Source organism: Sulfuriferula nivalis (assembly GCF_009937995.1).
GTDB lineage: Bacteria > Pseudomonadota > Gammaproteobacteria > Burkholderiales > Sulfuriferulaceae > Sulfuriferula > Sulfuriferula nivalis.
The window spans coordinates 134,546-159,781 of sequence record NZ_AP021881.1; the positions used below are offsets into that span (position 1 = coordinate 134,546).

Genomic DNA, 25,236 nt, shown 5'->3' on the forward strand with positions numbered 1-25,236 from the left:
CCGCTGTGAACATACAAGCGTGATAAAAAAAGGGGCGGAAATCCGCCCCTTTTTTTGCTGCTGAAATTACAGTGAATAGTACATTTCAAATTCAACTGGGTGAGTCGTCATACGGAATTTCGTGACTTCTTCCATTTTGAGTTCGATGTATGCATCAATCATCTCGTTAGAGAATACGCCGCCACGAGTTAAGAAATCGCGGTCTTTGTCTAAAGCTTCCAACGCCATGTCTAAAGAATGGCAAACTTTAGGGATTTTTGCTTCTTCTTCAGGTGGCAAGTCATACAAGTTCTTGTCTGCAGCATCACCAGGATGTATCTTGTTTTGAATACCATCCAGACCAGCCATCATCAATGCAGTGAATGCCAAGTATGGGTTAGCTGATGGATCAGGGAAGCGAACTTCGATACGGCGACCTTTTTCACTCGCTACGTGTGGAATACGAATAGATGCAGAACGGTTTTTAGCTGAGTAAGCTAGCATCACCGGTGCTTCGTAGCCTGGAACCAAACGCTTGTATGAGTTGGTGCCTGGGTTGGTGATTGCGTTTAATGCTTTAGCATGCTTGATGATACCGCCGATGTAGAACAAAGCAGTTTCTGACAAGCCAGCGTAGCCGTTACCAGCAAACAGGTTTTTGCCATCTTTCCAGATGGATTGGTGTACGTGCATACCAGAGCCGTTATCGCCAACGATAGGTTTAGGCATGAACGTTGCTGTTTTGCCATAAGCATGTGCAACATTGTGAACTACGTATTTTAACACTTGAGTTTGGTCTGCGCGTTTAACCAGGGTGTTAAATACAGTGCCGATTTCGCATTGGCCGGCAGTTGCAACTTCATGGTGATGTACTTCTACTGGCACGCCCATGTCTTCTAAGGCTAAACACATTGCTGAACGGATGTCATGCAAGCTATCAACTGGAGGTACTGGGAAATAACCGCCTTTAACGCCTGGACGGTGTCCCATGTTACCACCTTCGTAATTCTCACCAGAACTCCAGGCAGCTTCTTCAGAGTTGATTTTAACAAATGTGCCTGACATGTCAGTTTTCCATGTCACAGAATCAAAAATGAAGAATTCTGGTTCTGGGCCGAAATAAGCAGTGTCACCTATGCCGGTAGATTTCAAGTAAGCTTCAGCACGTTTGGCGATAGAGCGTGGATCACGGTCATAACCCTTCATGTCAGAAGGTTCAATAACGTCGCAAGTGATGATCATGGTGGATTCATCCATGAATGGATCCATGCGTGCGGTGTCTGCATCAGGCATCAAAATCATGTCAGAAGCTTGGATGCCTTTCCAGCCAGCAATAGATGAACCGTCGAAAGCGTGGCCGTCAGTAAATTTGTCTTCTGTAAATTGCTTTACAGGTACAGTTACGTGCTGCTCTTTACCGCGTGTATCGGTAAAACGAAAATCAACGAATTTAACATCGTTGTCTTTAACCATTTGCATTACATCAGCAACCACCATCATCGTGTTTTCCTCGCTTAAAAATAATCTAAAAATTGTAACTTACCCAATCAGTCAAGCATGTTTTATGCTAATACATTGTTAATTAAAAAATCAAACTAGCTTAAACATATCCGTGATTATGCTGGTTTAGCTTGGTGTATGTAAAGGATGTTGATAAACAATTTTATGACGGAGTGAAATGCTGCGCACCAATATGGTGCTATGCAAAATAATGCAAACCAAAATGGTGCGAAATTTCGATTTGTGGTGTTCTGTATCTGTGGCTATACTGAACTTTGAGCTTCGTGCTTATCATAAAGGAGAATTATCATGCCGACCTTAAGTGCCATATTACAAACCGCCAGAGAACGTGCTGCTGCGGCTAATTTACCTTATTCTGGTTTGTTGACTCCGGGCGAGGCGCATTATTTGAGTCAGCATGCGCCGAGTGCACATATTGTCGATGTGCGTAGCCATGCTGAGCTTGATCTGGTTGGCGTTGTCGAATCCGCAGTAAATATTGAATGGCAAACTTTTCCTGGTTGGCGAGCTAATCCAGATTTTATCTCGCAATTAAAAGCGTCTGTTGATCCTGAGTCTCTGGTAATGTTCATGTGCCGCTCCGGTGGGCGTTCCAACAGTGCTGCGATTGCTGCTCAGGCTGTAGGATATAGTGAGGTATATAATATACTCGAAGGCTTTGAAGGCGATAAAAATGAAGAAGGGCGGCGTGGGTATAAAAGCGGCTGGAAAGTTGCTGGTTTGCCGTGGAAGCATAAATAGACTGTTGCTATATCGTGGATGACGTTAGAATCGTGACTTCTGATTCTATCTGATGAGCTAGTTCGTGGAAAAATATTATGCCGTTATTGGCAATCCTATTGCCCATTCCAAGTCACCTTTAATCCATGCTGCGTTTGCCGAGCAGCTGGGGTTGTCTATACGTTATGAACGACTGCTTGCACCGCTGGAGAATTTTGCCGGCACCGTTCGTCAATTTCAAACCGATGGCGGGCGTGGCGCAAATGTTACAGTGCCGTTTAAAGAGGTCGCCTGTCAGTTAGCGGATACCATCACTGCGCGTGCACGTTTAGCCGGTGCAGTGAATACATTGGTGTTTTCGGATTTGGGTATACATGCTGATAATACTGATGGGGCGGGACTCATTGCCGATATACAGGTCAATTTGGCTTATGCGTTAAAGGGGCGACGTGTGCTTATAATGGGTGCAGGGGGTGCGTCTCGTGGTGTTATCGCCCCTATTTTAGCGATGCAACCAGCCTTTCTGGTGATTGCTAACCGTACGTTAGCGAAGGCGCAGACATTGCGTGCGCAGTTCTCCCCCTACGGTATCGTCGAGGCGGCTGATTATGCTGCACTGAATGGTATGCAATTCGATTGCGTTATTAATGCCACTTCGGCGAGTCTGGCTGGGGAATCCATTGCTATGCCTGACGGTGTGTTTGCCCAAGGCAGTCTGGCGTACGACATGATGTATGCCTCTGCGCCAACCGCCTTTATGCAATATGCACAGCAACAAGGCTCAGAACGGGTAGCAGATGGCTTGGGTATGTTGGTTGAACAGGCAGCGGTATCATTTCATCTTTGGCATGGTGTACATCCCACTACGCAACCCGTCATTTCTTTACTGCGTAACTTATGATACTCAAATGGATTAAACGCAGTATTCTTGCGCTGCTAGCAATTATCTTACTATACCAACTCTGGTTATTTGCACATGTCTGGTGGTGGGTCGATCATAATCCTGATAATAGTGCGTTTATGGATGAGCGCCTTAACATCATGCAGCAGCAAAATCCAGATGCCGAATTACGGTTTAAATGGGTGCCATATAGTCAAATTTCCATCAATTTAAAGCGAGCGCTGGTTGCAGCTGAAGATAGTAAATTCTTGAATCATGATGGTTTTGATTGGGAAGGTATACAAAATGCAGCAGAGAAAAATATTAAGAAAGGCAAGATAGTTGCAGGAGGTTCAACTATTAGTCAGCAATTAGCTAAAAATTTATTTTTGTCGAGTCAGCGTACACCCTGGCGTAAACTCGAAGAGGCGATGATTACGGTCATGTTGGAACAAATGATGAGTAAGCGTCGTATTCTGGAAATCTATATGAATGTGATTGAGTGGGGTAATGGTGTATTCGGTGCGCAGGCTGCTTCATATTATTACTATCGTACCAAGCCAGCCAATTTAAGCTCGGCGCAGGCTGCCAAGCTTGCTGCAATGGTGCCGAACCCACGTTATTACGATACCCATCGTAGCGCTAGAGGTCTGTTACATAGAACGGCAATAATTCAGGCGCGCATGAGCCAAGTTGCGGTGCCTAGGTAAAAATGGCTTGACGTGGCTGGTTAATTAGCGTCTAATAGCGGGCTGTTGTGGCTGGATAGCTCAGTTGGTAGAGCAGCGGATTGAAAATCCGCGTGTCGCAGGTTCGATTCCCGCTCCAGCCACCATCAGAAAATCCATTGCAATCAAATGGTTGCAATGAATCTTCAGAAGGTTCAATCTGGACCCGGCTTGTTTTAAGGCGTTGTTCTGACACTTTTCTGTCAGTTTTGACCCGGACAGCCCGCGGTTACTTGCGTTCAACGGCGCTCAGCCGTAAATTTATGCGCAGAATTCGAATTTGATAGCTATACGCAACTCCCAACCAAGGAGTTGTCATTCATGTACTATCCCCTGTTTCACCCCCATCAAGTTAAGTTTCCCCCAGCTGTATCCTGGCCGCATCACGTCTTCGGTTTAACCGTGGAGGTGCACCATCATGGCTAAACCTTATCAAGAAGGTAAAACCTGGTCAATCCGCCTGCGCATCAAGGGTCAGGACATCTACCTGAGCGGTTTTGCCAGTGCTGCCGCTGCGCTGAAAGCAGCCGTTAAACAGCAACACGCACTGGAAAATCTGGGCAAGCCGATCGGGCAGGGACCCTGGCGCACCAGCGTCGGACAAGCTCTGCAAACTTACGCATGCGAGCGGCTACCCTTTCTAAAAGGGGCCCGCCAGGATGCGGATCGCATCAATCGATTCTTGCGCCACCTCGGTCTCGACCTGATCCGGCTCAGACGGCCTGATCCTGCAGCATCGGGCAACACCCCTAAAACCACATACTGGAAAGTTGAACTAGCCCCTTGCCCAAAAAAACGTGCGGTGCCGAAAGGCTTGCACGCGCACCGGAATCAGCAGCAGCGGCGCACCAAAAATACCGACGCGCATCGCGCCAAATTGGCATGCACCATGATGGCCGATGTGACGGCGCATCAGTTGCAGTCATTGATCGACGTGATGCGGCAAGACGGTTATGGTGCCTCCAGCATCGCGCTGGAACGGGCGGGACTACGCAGTCTGTTTAACCATGCACAGCGCAGTTGGTCTTGGCCGGAACCGAACCGCAATCCTGCCAGCGGGCTGATCATGCCAAAGATAGACAACGCACGTGATCGTGTCTTCAGTAATGCCGAATGGGACCGGCTTATCGCCGCCTTGCAGGAAAGCACAAACCCTTATGTCGCACCCGCACTGGCCCTGCTGTTGCAAACCACCATGCGTTCATCAGAAGTCCTGCTCAGGGCACTTTGGCAAGATGTCGATTGGGATCGCTGCATCCTGAAGCTGGGCGATGCTAAGGCAGGTGCGCGCGACGTGCCGTTGAGTCCACCCGCGATTGCTGTGCTGCGCGAGTTGCAAGAGCGGGCGGGTGAAGCGGATCCGCAAGCGCGCATACTGCCCATCACATACGAATCACTTAAAGCCGCATGGAACCGTGCGCGCGACCGTGCCGGCTTAGAAAACGCTAACCTGCACGATCTTCGCCATACCGGGGCCACACGCTTTGCTCTCGAATTTCACGGCAACCTGCCCGTGCTCAAACTCATAACGGGACACAAGACCGATGTGCAGCTGCAGCGCTACGTAAACGTCAAAGTTGACGACGTGGTGCGCTTGATGCACGGCCGGACACTCAATGAAAACGATGCACCCGCGGGCCTCACTGCCGCAAGGTTGGCGGAGCTTTTTAAGCTGGAGCCAGAAACCGTGGCCGTGGGAAATACGGAATCTCCGCCAGACAATGTGGTGCAATTCGATTTCAAGCGGAGGTCAGCATGAGTAAGCCAAAGTTACCATCCGTTGAAACACAGACCGTCGCATTCATAGAGGCGGTACGGGCCGGGAGCCGATTTCGTAACAGTTGGATAAAATTTCGCGGATTTGAGGTTTACTTGCGCTATGCGCAAACGTACAAGTCAGGTGAAATGGAGCTCGGTGAAACCCTGGTCATTGCAAATATTATGGTGCCCGGGCGTTACCAGAACCGTGGCTGGTTCATGCACTACTGCGAGCTGTGCTCTGGTTTAGTCGATGATGCAGTTGTCATTGAGTGCGTCGAAAACCCCCATCTGTATGCCTCTTTATTGCGAAAGGAGGCATTCATCGAAACCAAAGAAGCTGAATTCGTGCTGCCCAAACGACACCAGCGTACCGGATCTGGGATTATCATTAAACCCCGTCCTATACGCTAACAACGACCATCGCGCCTGCTTCCGCAGGCGCAAACACTTTCCAAATCACATCACGAAGCTTGCTGCAGTACGCAGTCCACCAGCATAACAACAAAAAATGGCGGGTTCTCATTGCGCGTAGCTATATGCGTATGTAAAGCAATGTAAGTGTGAATTGCAGTGCAAATCAGTGGAAAAGGCATTACACCGGATTTACACATGAATTACATCACTACAGTGCATTTACATTTTAACTACAACTACAGTAATTGGAGCGCATCATGTGTATAGAAAAGTACGTCAAGATTGTTGAAGAAATGCTCGCACGAAACGAAAAGGTAACATTGCAGGAAGTACGCCGCATTGCCGGTAAGGGCAGCTTTTCCACGATATCAGAAGCAATAAAGCTGGTGCTAACCCGGGGTTTAATACCTGTTGAAGTTACTGGCCCAGTGCCGGAACACCTGATTGAGGTGACAAACGAGCTTTGGCAAGAAGCATGTAAATTGGCAAGTTCGGCTGTCGCATCTGAACGGCTGGCACTGCATAGTGCACGTGTTGCATCGCAGGAGAATCTGCGTGAGTTAACGGCACTTGCGGATACATTAGCGGTGCAGGTAGATGATCTGAGCTTGCAAGTTGAAACCCTGCAAGTTGAACGCGACAAGCTGGAAAATCGGGCACAGGAAGCGGAGATCAGTTTGAAAACGATGAAACAGATGGTTAAAGATATTGGGCTAAAACCCGTAAAGCCAGACAACGAGAAAGGACAAATGGTTATCGAAGCTTAATTCTAGGTTATTCATTATTAAAATGGGGCAGGATATCCTGCCCCATTTTTTGTGGGTTGAAAGGCAGATTGGTTTATCGGTTGGCAGGCACAGGGCTGCAGATTATTTGATACTCGTCTAGCAACTGGCTGACAGATTTAAGACTCTCTGCACCCACTTGAATATAGAGTTGAACGAAGCCGCTATCGCGGAGAAATATTCCCGAACCATCAAATTACGCAGCATAATTTCGTCTCCCCCAGCAATGGAATTTTGATTACTGTACCACGAGGAGACGACATTGACAGCCCCCACACCCATCCCCGCGCACTTCGAGCACAATCACCAGCGACTGCTGAATTGCCTCAAGCTCAGAGGCATGCAGCCTAAAACCATCGCCTTGTATTCACACGGCGTACGGCGCGCAGCGGTGTATTTTAATGACCAGATAGACGCGCTCACCAAGCCACAATTAACCGACTATTTTGTTCGCATCCTGGATACCCATTCATGGAGTACGCTCAAACATGATCTGTATGGACTGAAGTTCTATTATGCCCATGTACTCAGCCAACCCTGGCCAGGTGCGGATCTGGTTAAACCACCCAAGTCATATAGCCTGCCCGACATCATTACCGTCGCCCAGGCACAACAAATCTTCATGGCCACCCGCGTATTGAGCTACCGCGTATTCTTCTTCACCCTCTACAGCCTGGGCTTACGATTAGGCGAAGGCTTACGCTTGCAGGTAGGGGATATCGATGCGGATCGGATGCGGGTGCAAGTACGCAACGCCAAAGGCAACCGTGATCGATTGGTGCCGTTATCAGAGAACACCTTGCAGGTATTGCGCCGTTTCTGGCTCACCCATCGCAACCCAAGCTTGCTCTTTCCTAATCGACACGGCGGTCTTGCCAAATCGCACTTGGCACGCACCCCGCTGGATCGTGGTGGTATCCAGACCACCTTGGGTCAAGTGACCCGTGACTGTGGCTTAAAAAAAGAATTACACCACACAGCCTGCGCCACAGCTATGCCACCCACCTGATAGAAGCTGGCATCGATTTACTCGAAATTCAGCAGATACTCGGACACCAGTCCATCCTCACCACCATCCGCTACACCCACCTCACCGAACAACGCCATCAGAGCGCACACACTCGCCTTAATCAATTAATGGAGAAATTCCACATTCATTGGGGCAAAGTCAAATGATCAGACTGGCGCACATCGTAGCAACCTACGCAGCTAAACTGCTTGCACAACACGGTCATCACCTATTGCCCAGCCAGCAAGCTGCCTTAACCGCCTTTCAAACCTGCCGTAGCCAGATGAGCCCGAGGATGCAACTTGCCTGTGATGATTGTCAAACACCCAGCTACCTGCCACATTCCTGCGGTCATCGGCATTGCCCGCATTGCCAGGCGCACGAATCACAGCGCTGGATAGACCAGCAATTACACAAATCCATCCCCGCCAACTACTTCATGCTCACCTTCACCGTGCCCGCCCAGTTGCGCACACTGGCCTGGCAACATCAGCGCGTCATGTATGACTTGATCACACGCTGCGCGTGGGAAACAGTCAACACCTTCAGCCAAAACGACAACAAGCTGCGCGGCAGCGCAGGGGCGGTGACTGTACTGCATACCCATAACCGCCGACTGGACTATCACCCCCATGTGCATCTCGTCATGCCCGCTGTCGCCTTTAACCCCAAACAGCGACGCATGCGTCATAAACACGGCAACTACCTGTTTAACCACAAAGCCCTGGCCAAAGTATTTCGTGCCAAATTACTGGCAGGCATCAGACAAGCAGGACTCACCCTGCCAAACGATTACCCGACCGATTGGGTGGTGGATTGCAAAGCCGTCGGCACTGGACAGCACGCTCTGATCTACCTTGGGCGCTATCTGTATCGGGGGGTGATACAGGAGAAAGACATCCTCTCCGACCGGCATGGTCAGGTCACCTTCCGTTACCGGAACAGCCAAACCAAACAAATGGAAACCCGTACCTTGAGTGGTGTAGCCTTCCTGCGACTGATACTGCAACACATTCTGCCCAAAGGCTACCGCCGCGCCCGCAACTTTGGCTACCTGCATCCCAATAGCAAACTACTCACCCAGCTACAGCTGACCCACCTATGGCGACGGAACAATCCGCCGCCAGCGCAACCCAGACCAGCGATACGTTGCCAATGTTGCGGTGGGGTGATGAAGATAGTGCGCACACGTATCAAAGCGATACCGCTAGCCACATCAGCCCCATCTATAAAACGGGAACACAGAGCAGATGACACAGGGTGGGAGACCATGCGCTAAACCAGCCCACACCGCCCACCTGCCAGACTAGGCAGGTATGGCCGTGCTCGCCCTGAAGAAGGCTGAAATTGGGTTAACATGCCCGAAAAGCCGACTAAAAACGGTGAGTTGAATAGAATAAGTTGCTGCAATGGCAACGTGAAGGTCGTGAAATGGCGGGTGGGATGCGTAACGCGTCCAGTTATGCCAGCATAGTCAAAAAGATATTTCCATAAGCGCTCAAGCAACACCCGCCCCAGCCATGCCGGGCTTGTCCAACAAACGGTTCAGATTGTGGCTCGCTTCGCGATCACAATCTAACCTTATTCGTTGGCTTTGGAGATAACGCTCATGCCCCAAGGCTTGATATTGCTTCAATGAGTCAGTATTAACACCATATGTGATCCGATTCAGCAACTGCAAATCAGCTTGCATCGTACCCAATGGTGCCGCATGCACCGAAGTAACTATACACAACAACCCTAGCAGCATAGGCATGCCAATATGCCGCACTACATAATGTTGACCTGACGATTTTTTATATAAGTGCATAATTTGACCAGTAAATAATTAAGGCCAGACAACATGAACTTGCTGTCTAGCCCAACAAACTAACAATAACAAATTAGTAATGTCGCATAATTACTGACCTATTTGTTTACTGACACCATTTTCTTGTTGATTCAGCGTTTTTTGGTCTTGCTTGGTGATGTGCCCACCATCCTGGTGCGCCATATCGCGCTCTTCCTGACGAATTTGATGGTCATCTTTATGTAGCTTGTTAGCTTCGCGTTTGCTCATGTCACCTTCTTTAACTTCCTTGTTAATGCGCTTATCCTGATTGTGTACACGATCATTGACTTGATCACGTCGTGGGTGCGTTTTTTCAAAATTGGATTCAGCCATTGCGCTAGTTGCTGTTGCAGCAATAAATCCAGTGAGTACAGTAATCAGAACAGCTTTGCTTGTGCGGTTTAACATGACAATCTCCATATCGGTTATTTGGTTAAGTAGCTACGTGCTACATTGCAAATAACGACAGGGGCTAATAGTTGTTGACCATGGTCTGGTTACAATAGGTTTCAGAAATGTATCAAATCGCTTAAGCTAAAACTACGCCATGCGGTAATGGCCTGGCTGGCTTTGCTGGTTAGCTGAACGAAGTGGGAGATGAGTCTGTCGCGAAAATGTGAAAATACAAACTGTGAGTTGTTAATTATGTTTACATGCACTCGTCTGTAAATGTAATATACAGGCAAGGGGCTGTTAATCTTATTTACAGCCCAAGGTTTGTATTGTTGCAGGACTCATGAACGGAGGAAAAAATGATTTATTCCATCAAGACGCTCAACCAGCTACCTCTGATCCTCAAGGGGTTTCGCAAGGAAAAAAGTTTGACTCAGGCGGCCATGGCTGAAAAACTGGGGATCACTCAGCAAAGTTACGCCTACTTTGAAGCCAATCCAGCAGCGGCGACGATTGAGAGGCTTTTCATGGTGCTGCGCATGCTGGATGTTGGTATTTCATTGGATAAAACTTCTCCCGCTGCCAGCGTGGGTGATATTCCTTCGGTCAAGGCCACTAGTCAGCCACCTAAAGGCAAAGCCATGGTTCAGAAAATCCGCAAGGCAGCCCCCGCTATAGCGATCGGAAAGGCAAAGCCATCGGCCGTTGCCAAAGTGGGCCGTATTGTTGCACCAACAAGAGCCAAAGAAAGTTGGTAACCATGCGCCGGCATGCAAAGATGCAAAGGCTAAACATCTGGATGAACGGTATCCCTGTTGGCTATTGGGAAACTACTCGACAAGGCGAACGCCTTGGTTACTTCGATGAATGGCTCATGGATGAACAGTCCCGTCCCTTATCCTTATCACTTCCATTCCTGCCTGGTAATGCACCCTATCAAGGGCAGATCGTTACTGACTATTTCGACAATCTTCTTCCTGACAACGACGCCATTCGCCGTCGCCTGGCGCAACGTCACCACACAGGCGGCATTGATGCTTTTCAACTGCTGGCGAAACTCGGCCGAGACTGCGTTGGTGCAATACAACTCCTGCCCGAAGATGAGGCTCCGATCGACGTGTATGAAATCAATGGCACGGTGCTGGACACTGCGGGAATCGCTCAACGACTGCGCAACATTACGTCTGTACAAGCCTTGGGGCAACATGACCATGACGAAGACCTGAGACTATCCATCGCGGGGGCACAGGAAAAAACTGCTCTGCTGCACCACAAAGGCCAATGGTTTCTGCCCCATGGAAGTACCCCGACAACGCACATCTTCAAGTTGCCATTGGGCTTGGTCGGGCATATGCAGGCCGATATGCGTACCTCGGTGGAGAACGAATGGCTGTGCTCAAAAATCATGGAGGCTTACGGAATCCCCGTTGCGAGGTGCGAAATCGAGAATTTCGAGGATCAGAAAGCCCTCATCGTCGAGCGATTCGACCGCACCCCATCAAGCGATGGAAGCTGGATTATCCGTCTGCCCCAGGAAGACATGTGTCAGGCAACGGGTACGTCGCCACTGCGTAAATATCAGTTTGACGGCGGCCCAGGAATTACTCAGATCATGGAATTGCTTCTCGGGTCAAATGATGCTGTGCAGGATCGGAATAACTTCTTCAAAACCCAGATCATTTTTTGGGTGCTAGCTGCTACCGATGGTCACGCGAAGAATTTCAGCATCGCCCACCTCCCCGGTGGCAACTACCGCGCCACGCCGATCTATGACGTGCTTTCTGCCCACCCCGTCATCGGGACAGGGAAAAATCAAATTTCACCATATAAAGCCAAACTTGCCATGTCAGTGAGGGGAAGTGCCAATTACTACCTGATTAAGCAAATTCAGCGACGGCATTGGATTAACCATGCGCGGCAAGTCGCGCTTGGGGCTGCAGCGGCAGAGCAATTGATTGAGGAAGTTGTTGAGTCCACGGAATCCGTAATCAGCAATGTGGGCAACTTATTGCCGGATAACTTTCCCATGGATATAACAGAAGCCATATTCAACGGAATGAGAAGCCAGACTGCCAAGTTAGCCGGGGTCCCCGAGAGTTGAAAGTAAAGCTGTCTTTTTGTGATAAATTGCATTTTGAAATGCAAATCCTGAGGATGCAATTTACCGCCATGAGCAGTCAGCCATAGCGATGTGCATGAAGGGTTGCTCTTCGGTGCGGATTCATGGTCGCGACCTGAATCCCGAGCAAACCAAGGTTGTAAACCAATAGCAACCCAATGAATGATCGATAACTTAGATGGTTGTGATCACGCGTCGGAGATTGTCTCCATTGTTTCACGGTCAACTCAGGATGATTATGGCTGCCATGACTCCTGGCTGGCGAACTTCAGCAGCTGCCATTTGCGCACGGCAAGCTCGCTCCAGTAAACATGTTTGCCTACGCGCACGCCAGCGGGGAATTGATTGTTTTTTACCATGTTTTCCAGAGTGCGAGGTGCGATTGCCAATTGCGTGCATACAGTTGCTTTGTCCAGGAGGGCAGGTAAGGATTCTTGTGTCATGTCGGTTACTTCTTGTAGTTAGGAAACAAGTATAGCGACAGAATTTGAATTTAGACGTTTATGAAATATGCCCGTGAAAATAGCCAGGATTCACACAATCCGGATTTGCGTTTATACTGTTTAGACGCTGCCATTTTCTGACACTTTTCTGTCACTGGTAGTGGAAATTGAGTGCGTTTGGGTGCGTTTGGCTGCGGCTGACTGCGCGCAAGCGCTTGATTATTAACGATGTTGTGTATAGCTGCGTTTCATTTTCGGCATTGAAAATCCGCGTGTCGCAGGTCCGATTCCCGCTCCAGCCACCATCAGATACATTAAGCACTTAGCGCATTATGCCTAGGTGCTTTTTTATTGCCGTTTAGTATATGATGAATTCGACTCGCGTGTATGCAGAGTGTGAGACTTTGGCGTGTTTCCATACCCGCCTCATCATTGTGTATAACGAGGCGGATATGATGTTATGAAGTGGCTGTTGCGGCTGTGCCGACTTCTTTACGGTAGTGATTAAGTTCTTTGGTATTGGCGAAATTGCGTCCAAACAGGTTGGATAATTTCGTTAGTATTGTGTTGATGACTTTGCTTTCCCATTGGCTATCGAATTTAATCTGGTTATCAAGCCAATGCTCAAGCCATGCAGGGTCTGGTAGATGGCTTTGTACAGTGTCCTTGGGGAACATCGATTGATTGACGTGCAGGTTAGTCGGGTGGAGTGCCTTGGCGGTGCGTGATGCGCTGGTCATCAATACGCCAACTTTTGCAAATGCTACGCGTGCTTCGTTGCCTAATCGATCTATTGATTGTTGCATATAACGGAAATATATTCCGCCATGGCGAGCTTCATCGCCTGATAATAAGCCATAAATATGTTTAATGACTGGTTCGGTATGCCATTGACCGGCGCAGCGATACCATTGGGTTAGGCGCATTTCGCCGCAAAAATGCAGCATTAGCGTTTCCATAGGCGGAGCTGGGTCAAATTCAAAACGGACCGCATGTAACTCTTCTTCGGTTGGCATCATATCTGGACGGAAGCGACGCAAATACTCCATCAGCACTAAGGCGTGTTTTTGTTCCTCATAGAACCATACGGACATGAATGCAGAAAAATCACTGTCATCATGGAAATCGCGCATGAACATCTCTGTCGCCGGTAATGCTGACCATTCGGTGATGGCGTTCATTTTGATGGTGGCGGCTTGTTCATCCGTTAATAAAGCGCTATCAAATTTGTCCCAAGGCACATCTTGTGCCATGTTCCAGCGTACACGTTCCAAGCTTAAAAAAGCATCAGGATAAATCATATCCAACCTTTCAATTAACAATCAGAAACATCTTAACCGAGATTTAATACTAGTTTGTGACAAATCGAAGAATAATTGTGCAATATGTTTACAGCCAATCGGCTAAATTGTATTGGTTTGAGGTTGGGTTCATAGATGAAAGTTAAAAAAAACCCAGGTAATTTTACCTGGGCTTAAAATCCTCTTATGAAGGAGGATGGAGGAGACAACACTGAAGCTCTTGGGGAAAGAGCTGAAGAATCAGCGTTATTAGTATTTTCTAATATAATAACTTGCTTGTCAACGATTATTTTAAAAATAAATGTTGGGGTGTTTAAGAGGGTTGTTATAACCCCAGCTGAGTAGGTGCAACAGATGCTTCGCCGGCATCAAATAAAATAGAGAAGCGGGAGTGAAGTAACCGCCAACGTGGCTTATCTTCTAATGTCAGGATAGATTTTAGATGCTGATAATGTGGTCGTAACAGACAAACCCCGCTATCGTTGCAAATAAAAGTGCTGTCATCCTTTGCTTCCACTGCTACTCTAATTTCGATTTGCGCTGAGAAGTCTCGCAACAGTCGCTGCATTCGCGCAGCACGACTGGTTAAATAGGTTGCGTCGCGCAATAGTATGCGTAAATGACGGTGGGTGCTGGCAGCGAGAAAGCTGCTTAACGCGCTAATTCTACTTGCGTCGTCAAGCGACATTTCTTGTAAGTCGGTATCAAAGATGAGTAATTCAACTTTTGCTGATGCAATGACCAAGTCTATAGCGCATTTGTACTCGCTTAGTGTAGCAAATGTTTGGTAGGAGGCATCGGGTGTAGAAGTGCTAGTCATGGGTAGACATTTCTACTACGACGTAGCCATCGAGATAGCAGGTGTATAACCAGTCCACCAAATTTTTTGGCCAGGCGGGTAATCGCAGTGTTCGCGTGTCTCCCAGTGTCATTAAGGCATCATCACATTCGTTAAGCGTGATGGGTTCACCATTAATAAAGAAACGTTCATGATGGAAAAGCAATCTGGACTGTGGTGATAATCGCACGCCGTTTATTTTGATTTTTTTTGCAAAAGTTTGTGGGCTGATGGGATCGTCGGGTGTGTAAAAGTAAATATGGGGTTTGGGTTCGGTTAAATATCGACCGGCAAAGTCGATAATGTCGCTTTCTCCCCATTGAATTTCTGCGATCATGGCTTTCCACTGCGACAGCATTGCTGAGCTAATTTCTGCGGGATGCATTTGCAAGGTTAAATCAGGATCTGCATAACGACCAGGCAGTGACAGCTTATCTTGCATATAAACTAAAAACTGCGTCGCTATTTCCTGTGTGGTTGGTGCGCGGAAGCCGATGGAGTATGTCATGCATTCATCTTCAGCAATGCCGTCGTGTGCATACTGAGGCGGCAAATAGAGCATGTCACCTGGTGCCAATACCCATTCTTGCTCTGGTGTGAAATGTTTCAGGATGCGTAGTGGCGCGCCATCAATCAGTGTTAAGTCGGTCTGGGCGCTGACTTTCCAGCGCCGGTAGCCATGTCCTTGCAATAAGAACACGTCATATGAATCAAAGTGCGGCCCAACACCTCCACCCTTGGGTGCATAACTGACCATTAAATCATCTAGTCGCGCATGGGGTATGAAATCGAATTGCTGTAACAGCGCCTGGCCACTTGCCAGATGGTGATTTAGTTCTTGGACTAAAAGTGTCCAGGGTCCGTTGTCGCGTTTAGGTTGTAATGTTTTCGGACTAAATGGACCGAACTGCAAGTCCCAACCAGATTTTTTTTGTCGCACCAGTCGTGCCTGGGTGTCTTCGTCACCAGCAAGCTCGAATAGCGCTGCAGGACTAATTAATCCAGCAAAATCAGGAATTGCATTACGGACTAGCAATGGTTGCTTTTGCCAGTAATCGCGTAAAAAAACTTCAGGAGTGATGCCGCCAAGTAATTGTTTATTCATAGTTGTGAATTATAATCTTGAAATGCGTTAAAATATGCGCATACAATTTATTCTGCCCCTCAAGGACTAAAACATGCAAATTGCAAAAAACACCATTGTCACCATTACTTATCAACTTAGTAACTTGGCTGGCGAACAGCTTGAAGATGGTAGCGAAGCGGTTAGCTACCTCCACGGTGGCTATGATGGCATTTTCCCAACTGTAGAAGAAGCCTTGGAAGGTAAAAAAGTGGGTGATGATGTTGAAGTCGTCATGGAGCCTGAGTATGCATTTGGCGAATATGAAGCTGAATTGATTCGCTCTGAGCCACGTCACCTGTTTCCGGCTGAAGTTGAAAAAGGTATGCAATTTGAGGGGGCGGCTGAAGGTACTGATGAATTCATGCTCTACACTGTAACCGATGTGACTGATGAAGCTGTCATCGTCGACGGTAATCATCCATTAGCCGGACAAACCTTGAAATTTAGCTGTCATGTTACTGACGTTCGTGCAGCGACAGAAGATGAAATTACGCACGGCCATGCGCACGGCGATCACGGTCACCATCATTGATTTCTTGGGCGACGTACAGTTATGCGCGCCGCCCTATCTTCAGCACCCAAATTCTCTAAAATGCCGTTTTAGCGCGGCTTATTGACACATGAAAACCACTTTTCTGGATTTTGAACAACCTATTGCTGAGTTAGAAAATAAAATTGAAGAATTGCGCTGTGTGCAAGATGATTCAAGTTTAGATATTTCTAAAGAGCTGCTCCTGCTCGAGAAGAAAAGCGAAAAGCTGACTCAGGATATTTATGCGAAACTGACGCCGTGGCAGATTTCACAAGTCGCGCGTCACCCGCAGAGGCCATATAGCCTGGATTACATCGGCGCTTTGTTTTCCGATTTCGAAGAGTTGCACGGTGATCGCGCTTTTGGTGATGACCATGCCATTGTTGGTGGTATCGCACGTTTTAATGATCAAAGTGTGATGGTTATCGGCCATCAAAAAGGGCGAGATACTAAAGAGAAGATACATCGTAATTTTGGTATGCCCAGACCTGAAGGGTATCGTAAAGCGCTACGTTTAATGCGCTTGGCGGAAAAATTCAATATACCTGTGATGACCTTTATCGATACGCCTGGCGCATATCCGGGTATCGGTGCTGAAGAGCGTGGTCAGTCTGAGGCAATCGCCCGGAATCTGTATGTTATGGCTGAGCTGCGTACGCCTATTGTTTGTACTATCATCGGCGAGGGCGGTTCAGGCGGCGCTTTGGCGATTGGTGTGGGTGATCAACTCAACATGCTGCAATATTCTACGTATTCAGTTATTTCACCAGAAGGCTGCGCTTCTATTTTGTGGAAAAGTGCAGAGCACGCGCCTGTCGCTGCTGAAACTTTAGGAATTACCGCGACAAAACTAAAATCATTTGATTTAATTGATCGTATTATTCCCGAGCCTGTTGGTGGGGCGCATCGCGACCCTGCAATGATGATGCATAATATGAAAACCGCGTTGCAAGAAACATTGGCTGCTTTGCAAAAGCAACCATTAGATGCCTTGCTCAAGACACGCTACCAGCGTTTAATGAGCTATGGACGCTATAAAGAAATCGCCGTTAAATAATATCTACGAACGATTCTGTGCTGCGGTGGCGCCTTATGTCACCGCAAATAGTCGTGTTTGCGTTGGGCTGAGTGGTGGCGTAGATTCGGTAGTGCTGCTTCACTTGTTTGTTCGGCTTCGTCAAAAACTCCAATTCGATTTATCCGTAATTCATGTTCACCATGGCATTAGTGCGCACGCTGATGATTGGCAAGACTACTGTCAGCAGTTGTGTGCTCAGCTTAATGTCGCGTGCACAGTGCGGAAAGTTGTGCTGGATCATCAGGCAGCATCAGGTCTTGAAGCCGAAGCACGCGCTGCTCGCTATCAACAATATACCCAACAGCAAGTGGATTTCATAGCGCTTGCACACCATAGAGATGATCAGGCTGAAACCTTAATGTTGCAGTTGCTGCGTGGTTCGGGCGTAAAGGGCTTGTCTGCGATGGCAAAATGCAGGCAGCTTGCTGGTCAGCCGGGTTATCTTCGGCCGTTGTTAGATATTGATCGTGGCTCCGTTGTAGATTGGGCGAAAGCGCATCAATTGCATTGGGTTGAAGATGAGAGTAATGCAGATACGCGATATGCGCGTAATTTTTTACGGCATGATTTCCTCCCAGTGCTCAATCAGCGCTACCCAGCTTGGCGTGAGAGCCTGGCGCGCAGTGCCGAAAATCTCGCGGAGGCATCATTGCTACTTGAAGAGCTGGCAAAGATGGATGCTGAGCATGGCATAGTTGAACAACGACTGTATTGTCCTTATATAAAACAAATTAGTCCCGCACGGGCGCGCAATTTATTGCGTTATTTTATAGCGCAGCACGGTTGTCGTATGCCGAGCCAAGCCAGGTTGGCTGATATGCTGGGGCAAATCATAAATACACAACATGATAACCATATGGCTATACAGCATGATGACCATACGCTATATCGTTATCAGGACTACGCCTGCTTGATAAAGCGGCTGCCGAGCATTGATCGGACTGCACAATGGTGCTGGCCAGAAGAAGATGAATTGCATATCCCCTTACTCGGTCGACTGGAAGTATTGCAGAGTGTGGGTTGTGGCATTGCAAAGAATAAATTCGTGGAAGTCAGTGTGCGGTTTCGGCAAGGGGGAGAGGTTATTAGGCCAGATTGTAAGCGGCCTAAGCGAAAACTTAAGGATTTGCTACAGCAAAGTGAAATTCCTGTGTGGCAAAGAGACAGGATGCCACTTATATATAGTGGAGAAACATTGATATGTATTCCGGGTGTTGGAGTGGACTGCGAGTGGCAAGCTAAGCAGAACGAGCCAGCTGTGCTGGTCACTTGGCAGCCGGCATCGTAGAGTTATCGTGGTGAGATGTTAGGGGCAAATATTTGCTGGAAATGTGGTGTCGAATTGCAGTTTGCCTAACTGCTTGATATGAAAAAATAAAAATCACTTGGTTTGAAAATTATTGAGGCGAGATTAGAGTATTTTTCAATAAAGTGTTGACTTCGATAGGCAAGGCTTGCTATAGTCTCACCTCTCGACGCGGCGTGAACAACGTAGCGAAGAGTTAAGAAATAATCGGACGCGGGGTGGAGCAGTCTGGCAGCTCGTCGGGCTCATAACCCGAAGGTCGTAGGTTCAAATCCTGCCCCCGCAACCAACCGGAAGCAAGCGCTCTTTAACAAGAAGACAATCGATAAGTGTGGGTATTTACTGCGGTGAGTTTGGTGCGGTACTGGGCAACTGGTGCTGTACTGAAACGAAACTAAAAGTAGTAAATACGCATGCTGAAATAGAAATATGTAAGCAAGCGACAAGCGAAAGTTGCATTTATGTAGCGAGTAGCACAACAGGAATTAAACTGAAGAGTTTGATCCTGGCTCAGATTGAACGCTGGCGGAATGCTTTACACATGCAAGTCGAACGGCAGCACGGAGCTTGCTCTGGTGGCGAGTGGCGAACGGGTGAGTAATGCGTCGGAACGTATCCACTAATGGGGGATAACGCATCGAAAGATGTGCTAATACCGCATACGACCTACGGGAGAAAGCAGGGGACCTTCGGGCCTTGCGTTAGTGGAGCGGCCGACGTCTGATTAGCTAGTTGGTGAGGTAAAGGCTCACCAAGGCGACGATCAGTAGCTGGTCTGAGAGGATGATCAGCCACACTGGAACTGAGACACGGTCCAGACTCCTACGGGAGGCAGCAGTGGGGAATTTTGGACAATGGGCGCAAGCCTGATCCAGCCATTCCGCGTGAGTGAAGAAGGCCTTCGGGTTGTAAAGCTCTTTCAACAGGGAAGAAACGTTACTGGTTAATAACCAGTAATAATGACGGTACCTGTAGAAGAAGCACCGGCTAACTACGTGCCAGCAGCCGCGGTAATACGTAGGGTGCGAGCGTTAATCGGAATTACTGGGCGTAAAGCGTGCGCAGGCGGTTTATCAAGTCTGATGTGAAAGCCCCGGGCTTAACCTGGGAACTGCGTTGGAAACTGATAAACTAGAGTACGGCAGAGGGGGGTAGAATTCCACGTGTAGCAGTGAAATGCGTAGATATGTGGAGGAATACCGATGGCGAAGGCAGCCCCCTGGGTCGATACTGACGCTCATGCACGAAAGCGTGGGTAGCAAACAGGATTAGATACCCTGGTAGTCCACGCCCTAAACGATGTCAACTAGTTGTTGGGGAGGGAGACCTCCTTAGTAACGCAGCTAACGCGTGAAGTTGACCGCCTGGGGAGTACGGTCGCAAGATTAAAACTCAAAGGAATTGACGGGGGCCCGCACAAGCGGTGGATTATGTGGATTAATTCGATGCAACGCGAAAAACCTTACCTACCCTTGACATGTACGGAACTTGCTAGAGATAGCTTGGTGCTTGAAAGAGAACCGTAACACAGGTGCTGCATGGCTGTCGTCAGCTCGTGTCGTGAGATGTTGGGTTAAGTCCCGCAACGAGCGCAACCCTTGTCATTAATTGCCATCATTTAGTTGGGCACTTTAATGAGACTGCCGGTGACAAACCGGAGGAAGGTAGGGATGACGTCAAGTCCTCATGGCCCTTATGGGTAGGGCTTCACACGTAATACAATGGTCGGTACAGAGGGTTGCCAACCCGCGAGGGGGAGCTAATCTCAGAAAGCCGATCGTAGTCCGGATTGTAGTCTGCAACTCGACTGCATGAAGTCGGAATCGCTAGTAATCGCGGATCAGCATGTCGCGGTGAATACGTTCCCGGGCCTTGTACACACCGCCCGTCACACCATGGGAGTGGGTATTACCAGAAGTAGGTAGCTTAACCTTCGGGAGAGCGCTTACCACGGTAGGATTCATGACTGGGGTGAAGTCGTAACAAGGTAGCCGTAGGGGAACCTGCGGCTGGATCACCTCCTTTCTAGAGTAACCGTCAGTAAATACTCACACTTATCGATTGTCAGCGACGCACAAGGAATGGCGCGGCAAGGCAAAGCCTGAGACAAGCAGAGCAACGCGACTCAAGCAGCCTCACACGACCAGACCTGTCAAAGGGTCTGTAGCTCAGTTGGTTAGAGCACCGTGTTGATAACGCGGGGGTCGTTGGTTCGAGCCCAACCAGACCCACCAAGAATGAATGGGGGATTAGCTCAGCTGGGAGAGCATCTGCTTTGCAAGCAGAGGGTCAACGGTTCGATCCCGTTATCCTCCACCACTCACCTTAGTGCGAAGTAAAACTGTTAGGAAGCGAAGACCTGAAGTGTCAGGTGTAGCGTGTTGCATGAAAAACAAAGCAAACACCCTAGACCTTACACTTTAAGTGTAAATGCTCTTTAAAAAAATGGAAGAAGTAAAGTTGTTGATAAGTGGATTGACCAGGTGCAAGCCTTGTTGAGAAGCGAATTGACGAAATGGGTTTTAGATTGTATCAAACCAACTTGGAACTTAGTCGAACCGAGTTGGCAACACAAACGTTGCACTAACCTATGACTGAAAGCTCTGGCGACAGAGACTTAAGGTTATAGGGTCAAGCGACTAAGTGCATGTGGTGGATGCCTTGGCGATTACAGGCGAAGAAGGACGTTGCAGCCTGCGAAAAGCTGCGGGGAGCTGGCAAGCAAGCTTTGATCCGCAGATGTCCGAATGGGGAAACCCACCCTTAGGGGTACCCTAGACTGAATACATAGGTCTAGAGGAGCGAACCGAGCGAACTGAAACATCTAAGTAGCTCGAGGAAAAGAAATCAACCGAGATTCCGCAAGTAGTGGCGAGCGAACGCGGAGCAGCCTGCAAGATATAGCTAACACGTTAACAGAACGGTTTGGAAAGGCCGACCATAGTGGGTGATAGTCCCGTATGTAAAAACCTGTTAGTAGAACTAAGCTTGCGACAAGTAGGGCGGGACACGAGAAATCCTGTTTGAACATGGGGGGACCATCCTCCAAGGCTAAATACTCGTAATCGACCGATAGTGAACCAGTACCGTGAGGGAAAGGCGAAAAGAACCCCGGGAGGGGAGTGAAATAGATCCTGAAACCGCATGCATACAAACAGTGGGAGCGGACTTGATCCGTGACTGCGTACCTTTTGTATAATGGGTCAGCGACTTACGTTCAGTAGCGAGCTTAACCGAATAGGGGAGGCGAAGGGAAACCGAGTCTGATAAGGGCGATAGTTGCTGGGCGTAGACCCGAAACCAGATGATCTATCCATGGCCAGGATGAAGGTGCGGTAACACGCACTGGAGGTCCGAACCCACTAATGTTGAAAAATTAGGGGATGAGCTGTGGATAGGGGTGAAAGGCTAAACAAATCTGGAAATAGCTGGTTCTCTCCGAAAACTATTTAGGTAGTGCCTCAAGTATCACCTTCGGGGGTAGAGCACTGTTATGGCTAGGGGGTCATCACGACTTACCAACCCATTGCAAACTCCGAATACCGAAGAGTGCGAGCTTGGGAGACAGACATCGGGTGCTAACGTCCGGTGTCAAAAGGGAAACAACCCAGACCGTCAGCTAAGGTCCCAAAGACACAGTTAAGTGGTAAACGATGTGGGAAGGCATAGACAGCCAGGATGTTGGCTTAGAAGCAGCCATCATTTAAAGAAAGCGTAATAGCTCACTGGTCGAGTCGTCCTGCGCGGAAGATGTAACGGGGCTCAAACTGTGCACCGAAGCTACGGATATGTCATTTATGACATATGGTAGGAGAGCGTTCTGTAGGCCTGAGAAGGTGAGGTGTGAACCTTGCTGGAGGTATCAGAAGTGCGAATGCTGACATGAGTAGCGATAAAACGGGTGAAAAGCCCGTTCGCCGAAAGCCCCAGGTTTCCTGTTCAACGTTCATCGGAACAGGGTGAGTCGGTCCCTAAGGCGAGGCTGAGAAGCGTAGTCGATGGAAAACAGGTTAATATTCCTGTACCGGTCTTGAATGCGATGTGGGGACGGAGAAGGTTAACTCAGCCAACTGTTGGAATAGTTGGTTTAAGTGTGTAGGCAGAGATCTTAGGCAAATCCGGGATCTTAATGCTGAGGCATGATGACGAGGTGCTACGGCACTGAAGTGAGCGATACCATGCTTCCAAGAAAAGCCACTAAGCTTCAGTTCAAGAACGACCGTACCGCAAACCGACACAGGTGGGCAGGGTGAGAATCCTAAGGCGCTTGAGAGAACTCAGGAGAAGGAACTCGGCAAATTAACACCGTAACTTCGGGAGAAGGTGTGCCTCAAGTATGTGAATCCCCTGCGGGAGGAGCAGAACGAGGTTGCAGTGAAAAGGTGGCTGCGACTGTTTAATAAAAACACAGCACTGTGCAAACACGAAAGTGGAAGTATACAGTGTGACGCCTGCCCGGTGCTGGAAGGTTAATTGATGGGGTGCAAGCTCTTGATCGAAGCCCCAGTAAACGGCGGCCGTAACTATAACGGTCCTAAGGTAGCGAAATTCCTTGTCGGGTAAGTTCCGACCCGCACGAATGGCGTAACGATGGCCACACTGTCTCCTCCTGAGACTCAGCGAAGTTGAAATGTTTGTGAAGATGCAATCTACCCGCGGCTAGACGGAAAGACCCCATGAACCTTTACTGTAGCTTTGCATTGGATTTTGAATAGACTTGTGTAGGATAGGTGGGAGGCATAGAAGCAGGGACGCCAGTTCTTGTGGAGCCAACCTTGAAATACCACCCTGGTGTGTTTGAGATTCTAACCTAGGTCCATTATCTGGATCGGGGACCGTGCATGGTGGGCAGTTTGACTGGGGCGGTCTCCTCCCAAAGCGTAACGGAGGAGCACGAAGGTATCCTAGCTACGGTCGGAAATCGTAGCGATAGTGCAATGGCAAAAGGATGCTTGACTGCGAGACTGACAAGTCGAGCAGGTGCGAAAGCAGGTCATAGTGATCCGGTGGTTCTGTATGGAAGGGCCATCGCTCAACGGATAAAAGGTACTCTGGGGATAACAGGCTGATTCCTCCCAAGAGTTCACATCGACGGGGGAGTTTGGCACCTCGATGTCGGCTCATCACATCCTGGGGCTGTAGCCGGTCCCAAGGGTATGGCTGTTCGCCATTTAAAGTGGTACGTGAGCTGGGTTTAAAACGTCGTGAGACAGTTTGGTCCCTATCTGCCGTGGGCGCTGGAAATTTGAAGGGACCTGCTCCTAGTACGAGAGGACCGGAGTGGACGAATCTCTGGTGTACCGGTTATCACGCCAGTGGTATTGCCGGGTAGCTAAATTCGGAAGAGATAAACGCTGAAAGCATCTAAGCGTGAAACTCGCCTTGAGATGAGATTTCCCGGGGGTATAACCCCCCTAAAGGGTCGTGGAAGACCACCACGTTGATAGGCTGGGTGTGGAAGTGCAGTAATGCATTAAGCTTACCAGTACTAATTGCCCGTGAGGCTTGACCCTATAACCTTAAGTATGAGGTTAGTGTGACGAGTGTTATAAGACATGCAGTCTAAAACCTGACTTTACTTCTTCCAGATAAGAGATGTTGATTTAATCAGCATCTCACCCCTTACGTCTGACGACAATAGCGTCTTGGAACCACCTCTTCCCATCCCGAACAGAGCCGTGAAACGAGACTGCGCCAATGATAGTGTGGATTACCCATGTGAAAGTAGGTCATCGTCAGACTCCCCATTCTAAAAACCCCCTCCAGTTATCTGGTGGGGGTTTTTTATTGCTTGTGAGATTCTAGCGTCTAGTTTAGACGTTACTATATTAGATAGCAGTGCTAGATCAAGTTCTTGGATTGATATAGTTAAGTGATAATGCGGTGTAGTAGTCAGCGGACTTCTTAAAATAGGCTATTTCTTCTGGAGTTAATGCGCGTATTTTTTTTGCGGGACGGCCTAAATAAAGAAATCCAGATTCTAATATTTTACCTTCCGATACCAGGCTACCTGCGCCAACAATTACATTCCTCTCTACAATTGCATCATCCATAATTAAGCTACCCATACCGATTAGGCATTCATCCTGAATATTGCATCCGTGCAGAATTACATTGTGACCAACGGTTACGTAGTTACCTATGTTGAGCGGAGATCCATCTGATTTTATGGTTGTAGGATGAGAAACATGCAGCACGCTTAAATCTTGAATATTGGTGTGGTGCCCAATGTTAATATGGTTTACGTCTCCTCGAATAACTGCACCACACCATATCGATGAATGATCAGCTATCTTTACTCTGCCTATGACATTTGCACTATGATGCACCCAGGATGAGGCTGAAATTTCTGGAAAATGTTGTATATAGGCTTCGATATTCTTTGAATGAGTAGACACTGATATTCCTTTTCCCTGTTTGGTGTGCTGCTTGCTACTTATTATATGTGTCATAATTAACAATGCATATGATT

20 protein-coding genes, 4 tRNA genes, 3 rRNA genes and 1 pseudogene are annotated in these 25,236 nt (G+C 48.4%); 20 read left to right on the forward strand and 8 right to left on the reverse strand.

The features are described 5' to 3' along the window. Positions 1 to 66 precede the first annotated feature (66 nt). Positions 67 to 1,476, reverse strand: coding sequence for a glutamate--ammonia ligase (gene glnA / locus SFSGTM_RS00695; protein WP_162086138.1), 1,410 nt, complete (start codon positions 1,474 to 1,476; stop codon positions 67 to 69). A gap of 312 nt (positions 1,477 to 1,788) precedes the next feature. Between glnA and SFSGTM_RS00700 the strand changes: the two genes are divergently transcribed. The 9 genes and pseudogenes from SFSGTM_RS00700 to SFSGTM_RS00745 all read left to right on the forward strand — a co-directional run bounded on the left by SFSGTM_RS00700 (position 1,789) and on the right by SFSGTM_RS00745 (position 9,076). Continuing rightward, positions 1,789 to 2,241, forward strand: coding sequence for a rhodanese-like domain-containing protein (locus tag SFSGTM_RS00700; protein ID WP_162083481.1), 453 nt, complete (start codon positions 1,789 to 1,791; stop codon positions 2,239 to 2,241). Positions 2,242 to 2,305: 64 nt separating this feature from the next. Beyond that, on the forward strand, positions 2,306 to 3,121 hold the full coding sequence (gene aroE, locus SFSGTM_RS00705; protein ID WP_162083482.1) for a shikimate dehydrogenase: 816 nt from the start codon (positions 2,306 to 2,308) through the stop codon (positions 3,119 to 3,121). Beyond that, positions 3,118 to 3,810: a monofunctional biosynthetic peptidoglycan transglycosylase gene (mtgA, locus tag SFSGTM_RS00710; protein ID WP_162083483.1), complete on the forward strand. Its 693-nt coding sequence runs from the start codon at positions 3,118 to 3,120 to the stop codon at positions 3,808 to 3,810. Before aroE ends, mtgA begins: the two co-directional genes overlap by 4 nt. A 49-nt stretch (positions 3,811 to 3,859) precedes the next feature. Continuing rightward, positions 3,860 to 3,935 (forward strand) — tRNA-Phe (locus SFSGTM_RS00715). 311 nt (positions 3,936 to 4,246) lie between these two features. Continuing rightward, positions 4,247 to 5,587 (forward strand): tyrosine-type recombinase/integrase, encoded by a 1,341-nt coding sequence (locus SFSGTM_RS00720; RefSeq protein ID WP_162083484.1) that lies wholly within the window; start codon positions 4,247 to 4,249, stop codon positions 5,585 to 5,587. Then, the gene (locus SFSGTM_RS00725; protein WP_162083485.1) at positions 5,584 to 6,000 is read left to right on the forward strand and encodes a hypothetical protein; all 417 of its coding nucleotides are present in this window, start codon (positions 5,584 to 5,586) and stop codon (positions 5,998 to 6,000) included. The genes SFSGTM_RS00720 and SFSGTM_RS00725 overlap by 4 nt, the downstream gene beginning before the upstream one ends. A gap of 260 nt (positions 6,001 to 6,260) precedes the next feature. Further along, positions 6,261 to 6,770, forward strand: a complete 510-nt coding sequence (locus tag SFSGTM_RS00730) for a DNA-binding protein (protein ID WP_162083486.1) — start codon at positions 6,261 to 6,263, stop codon at positions 6,768 to 6,770. A gap of 280 nt (positions 6,771 to 7,050) precedes the next feature. Continuing rightward, a pseudogene (locus SFSGTM_RS00735) lies at positions 7,051 to 7,964 on the forward strand (tyrosine-type recombinase/integrase). Then, entirely contained in the window at positions 7,961 to 9,076 is a 1,116-nt protein-coding gene (locus tag SFSGTM_RS00745) for an IS91 family transposase (RefSeq protein WP_162083488.1), read from the forward strand. Before SFSGTM_RS00735 ends, SFSGTM_RS00745 begins: the two are co-directional and overlap by 4 nt. Before the next feature lie 219 nt (positions 9,077 to 9,295). On the opposite strand, the gene SFSGTM_RS00750 is transcribed toward SFSGTM_RS00745, so the two are convergent. Together SFSGTM_RS00750 and SFSGTM_RS00755 are read right to left on the reverse strand one after the other, a co-directional pair. Next, positions 9,296 to 9,607, reverse strand: a complete 312-nt coding sequence (locus SFSGTM_RS00750; RefSeq protein ID WP_162083489.1) for a hypothetical protein — start codon at positions 9,605 to 9,607, stop codon at positions 9,296 to 9,298. Between the two features lie 90 nt (positions 9,608 to 9,697). After that, positions 9,698 to 10,036: a hypothetical protein gene (locus tag SFSGTM_RS00755; protein WP_162083490.1), complete on the reverse strand. Its 339-nt coding sequence runs from the start codon at positions 10,034 to 10,036 to the stop codon at positions 9,698 to 9,700. 344 nt (positions 10,037 to 10,380) lie between these two features. Between SFSGTM_RS00755 and SFSGTM_RS00760 the strand changes: the two genes are divergently transcribed. Both SFSGTM_RS00760 and SFSGTM_RS00765 read left to right on the forward strand, forming a co-directional pair. Then, complete coding sequence (locus SFSGTM_RS00760) at positions 10,381 to 10,779, forward strand: helix-turn-helix domain-containing protein (RefSeq protein ID WP_162083491.1); 399 nt, start codon at positions 10,381 to 10,383, stop codon at positions 10,777 to 10,779. A 41-nt stretch (positions 10,780 to 10,820) separates the two neighbouring features. After that, a complete protein-coding gene (locus tag SFSGTM_RS00765; protein ID WP_232526015.1) occupies positions 10,821 to 12,122 on the forward strand; it encodes a type II toxin-antitoxin system HipA family toxin in 1,302 nt (433 codons plus the stop codon). A gap of 254 nt (positions 12,123 to 12,376) precedes the next feature. Here SFSGTM_RS00765 and SFSGTM_RS00770 read toward each other — a convergent pair whose 3' ends face one another. From SFSGTM_RS00770 to SFSGTM_RS00785, 4 genes are all read right to left on the reverse strand, one after another. Further along, the gene (locus tag SFSGTM_RS00770; protein ID WP_162083493.1) at positions 12,377 to 12,583 is read right to left on the reverse strand and encodes a helix-turn-helix transcriptional regulator; all 207 of its coding nucleotides are present in this window, start codon (positions 12,581 to 12,583) and stop codon (positions 12,377 to 12,379) included. A 458-nt stretch (positions 12,584 to 13,041) separates the two neighbouring features. Continuing rightward, a complete protein-coding gene (locus SFSGTM_RS00775; RefSeq protein ID WP_162083494.1) occupies positions 13,042 to 13,884 on the reverse strand; it encodes a ferritin family protein in 843 nt (280 codons plus the stop codon). Positions 13,885 to 14,209: 325 nt separating this feature from the next. Next, positions 14,210 to 14,704, reverse strand: a complete 495-nt coding sequence (locus tag SFSGTM_RS00780) for a DUF7931 domain-containing protein (protein WP_162083495.1) — start codon at positions 14,702 to 14,704, stop codon at positions 14,210 to 14,212. Continuing rightward, positions 14,697 to 15,827, reverse strand: coding sequence for a cupin domain-containing protein (locus SFSGTM_RS00785; protein WP_162083496.1), 1,131 nt, complete (start codon positions 15,825 to 15,827; stop codon positions 14,697 to 14,699). The genes SFSGTM_RS00780 and SFSGTM_RS00785 overlap by 8 nt, the downstream gene beginning before the upstream one ends. Before the next feature lie 73 nt (positions 15,828 to 15,900). On the opposite strand from SFSGTM_RS00785, the gene SFSGTM_RS00790 reads away from it, so the two are divergent. The 9 genes from SFSGTM_RS00790 (at position 15,901) to rrf (ending at position 24,505) form a co-directional block, all read left to right on the forward strand. Further along, entirely contained in the window at positions 15,901 to 16,380 is a 480-nt protein-coding gene (locus tag SFSGTM_RS00790; RefSeq protein WP_162083497.1) for an FKBP-type peptidyl-prolyl cis-trans isomerase, read from the forward strand. 88 nt (positions 16,381 to 16,468) lie between these two features. Beyond that, on the forward strand, positions 16,469 to 17,437 hold the full coding sequence (locus SFSGTM_RS00795) for an acetyl-CoA carboxylase carboxyltransferase subunit alpha (protein WP_162083498.1): 969 nt from the start codon (positions 16,469 to 16,471) through the stop codon (positions 17,435 to 17,437). Next, positions 17,406 to 18,746: a tRNA lysidine(34) synthetase TilS gene (gene tilS / locus SFSGTM_RS00800; protein ID WP_162083499.1), complete on the forward strand. Its 1,341-nt coding sequence runs from the start codon at positions 17,406 to 17,408 to the stop codon at positions 18,744 to 18,746. Before SFSGTM_RS00795 ends, tilS begins: the two co-directional genes overlap by 32 nt. Before the next feature lie 230 nt (positions 18,747 to 18,976). After that, a tRNA-Met gene (locus SFSGTM_RS00805) sits at positions 18,977 to 19,053 on the forward strand. A gap of 198 nt (positions 19,054 to 19,251) precedes the next feature. Further along, positions 19,252 to 20,789, forward strand: a 16S ribosomal RNA gene (locus SFSGTM_RS00810). 132 nt (positions 20,790 to 20,921) lie between these two features. Then, positions 20,922 to 20,998: transfer RNA gene (locus SFSGTM_RS00815), tRNA-Ile, on the forward strand. Positions 20,999 to 21,007: 9 nt separating this feature from the next. Further along, positions 21,008 to 21,083, forward strand: a tRNA-Ala gene (locus SFSGTM_RS00820). 310 nt (positions 21,084 to 21,393) lie between these two features. Further along, positions 21,394 to 24,277 (forward strand): 23S ribosomal RNA (locus tag SFSGTM_RS00825). Between the two features lie 114 nt (positions 24,278 to 24,391). Further along, a 5S ribosomal RNA gene (gene rrf / locus SFSGTM_RS00830) occupies positions 24,392 to 24,505 on the forward strand. The 16S, 23S and 5S rRNA genes sit together here with 3 tRNA genes alongside, the layout of an rRNA operon. A gap of 105 nt (positions 24,506 to 24,610) precedes the next feature. On the opposite strand, the gene SFSGTM_RS00835 is transcribed toward rrf, so the two are convergent. Further along, complete coding sequence (locus SFSGTM_RS00835; protein ID WP_434784336.1) at positions 24,611 to 25,162, reverse strand: gamma carbonic anhydrase family protein; 552 nt, start codon at positions 25,160 to 25,162, stop codon at positions 24,611 to 24,613. Positions 25,163 to 25,236 lie beyond the last annotated feature (74 nt).

Coding starts and splice junctions, on each gene's coding strand:
- glnA (WP_162086138.1), bottom strand. CDS start 1,476: ATGGTGGTTGCTGATGTAATGCAAATGGTTAAAGACAACGATGTTAAA.
- SFSGTM_RS00700 (WP_162083481.1), top strand. CDS start 1,789: ATGCCGACCTTAAGTGCCATATTACAAACCGCCAGAGAACGTGCTGCT.
- mtgA (WP_162083483.1), top strand. CDS start 3,118: ATGATACTCAAATGGATTAAACGCAGTATTCTTGCGCTGCTAGCAATT.
- SFSGTM_RS00720 (WP_162083484.1), top strand. CDS start 4,247: ATGGCTAAACCTTATCAAGAAGGTAAAACCTGGTCAATCCGCCTGCGC.
- SFSGTM_RS00725 (WP_162083485.1), top strand. CDS start 5,584: ATGAGTAAGCCAAAGTTACCATCCGTTGAAACACAGACCGTCGCATTC.
- SFSGTM_RS00730 (WP_162083486.1), top strand. CDS start 6,261: ATGTGTATAGAAAAGTACGTCAAGATTGTTGAAGAAATGCTCGCACGA.
- SFSGTM_RS00745 (WP_162083488.1), top strand. CDS start 7,961: ATGATCAGACTGGCGCACATCGTAGCAACCTACGCAGCTAAACTGCTT.
- SFSGTM_RS00750 (WP_162083489.1), bottom strand. CDS start 9,607: ATGCACTTATATAAAAAATCGTCAGGTCAACATTATGTAGTGCGGCAT.
- SFSGTM_RS00755 (WP_162083490.1), bottom strand. CDS start 10,036: ATGTTAAACCGCACAAGCAAAGCTGTTCTGATTACTGTACTCACTGGA.
- SFSGTM_RS00760 (WP_162083491.1), top strand. CDS start 10,381: ATGATTTATTCCATCAAGACGCTCAACCAGCTACCTCTGATCCTCAAG.
- SFSGTM_RS00765 (WP_232526015.1), top strand. CDS start 10,821: ATGAACGGTATCCCTGTTGGCTATTGGGAAACTACTCGACAAGGCGAA.
- SFSGTM_RS00770 (WP_162083493.1), bottom strand. CDS start 12,583: ATGACACAAGAATCCTTACCTGCCCTCCTGGACAAAGCAACTGTATGC.
- SFSGTM_RS00775 (WP_162083494.1), bottom strand. CDS start 13,884: ATGATTTATCCTGATGCTTTTTTAAGCTTGGAACGTGTACGCTGGAAC.
- SFSGTM_RS00780 (WP_162083495.1), bottom strand. CDS start 14,704: ATGACTAGCACTTCTACACCCGATGCCTCCTACCAAACATTTGCTACA.
- SFSGTM_RS00785 (WP_162083496.1), bottom strand. CDS start 15,827: ATGAATAAACAATTACTTGGCGGCATCACTCCTGAAGTTTTTTTACGC.
- SFSGTM_RS00790 (WP_162083497.1), top strand. CDS start 15,901: ATGCAAATTGCAAAAAACACCATTGTCACCATTACTTATCAACTTAGT.
- SFSGTM_RS00795 (WP_162083498.1), top strand. CDS start 16,469: ATGAAAACCACTTTTCTGGATTTTGAACAACCTATTGCTGAGTTAGAA.
- tilS (WP_162083499.1), top strand. CDS start 17,406: ATGGACGCTATAAAGAAATCGCCGTTAAATAATATCTACGAACGATTC.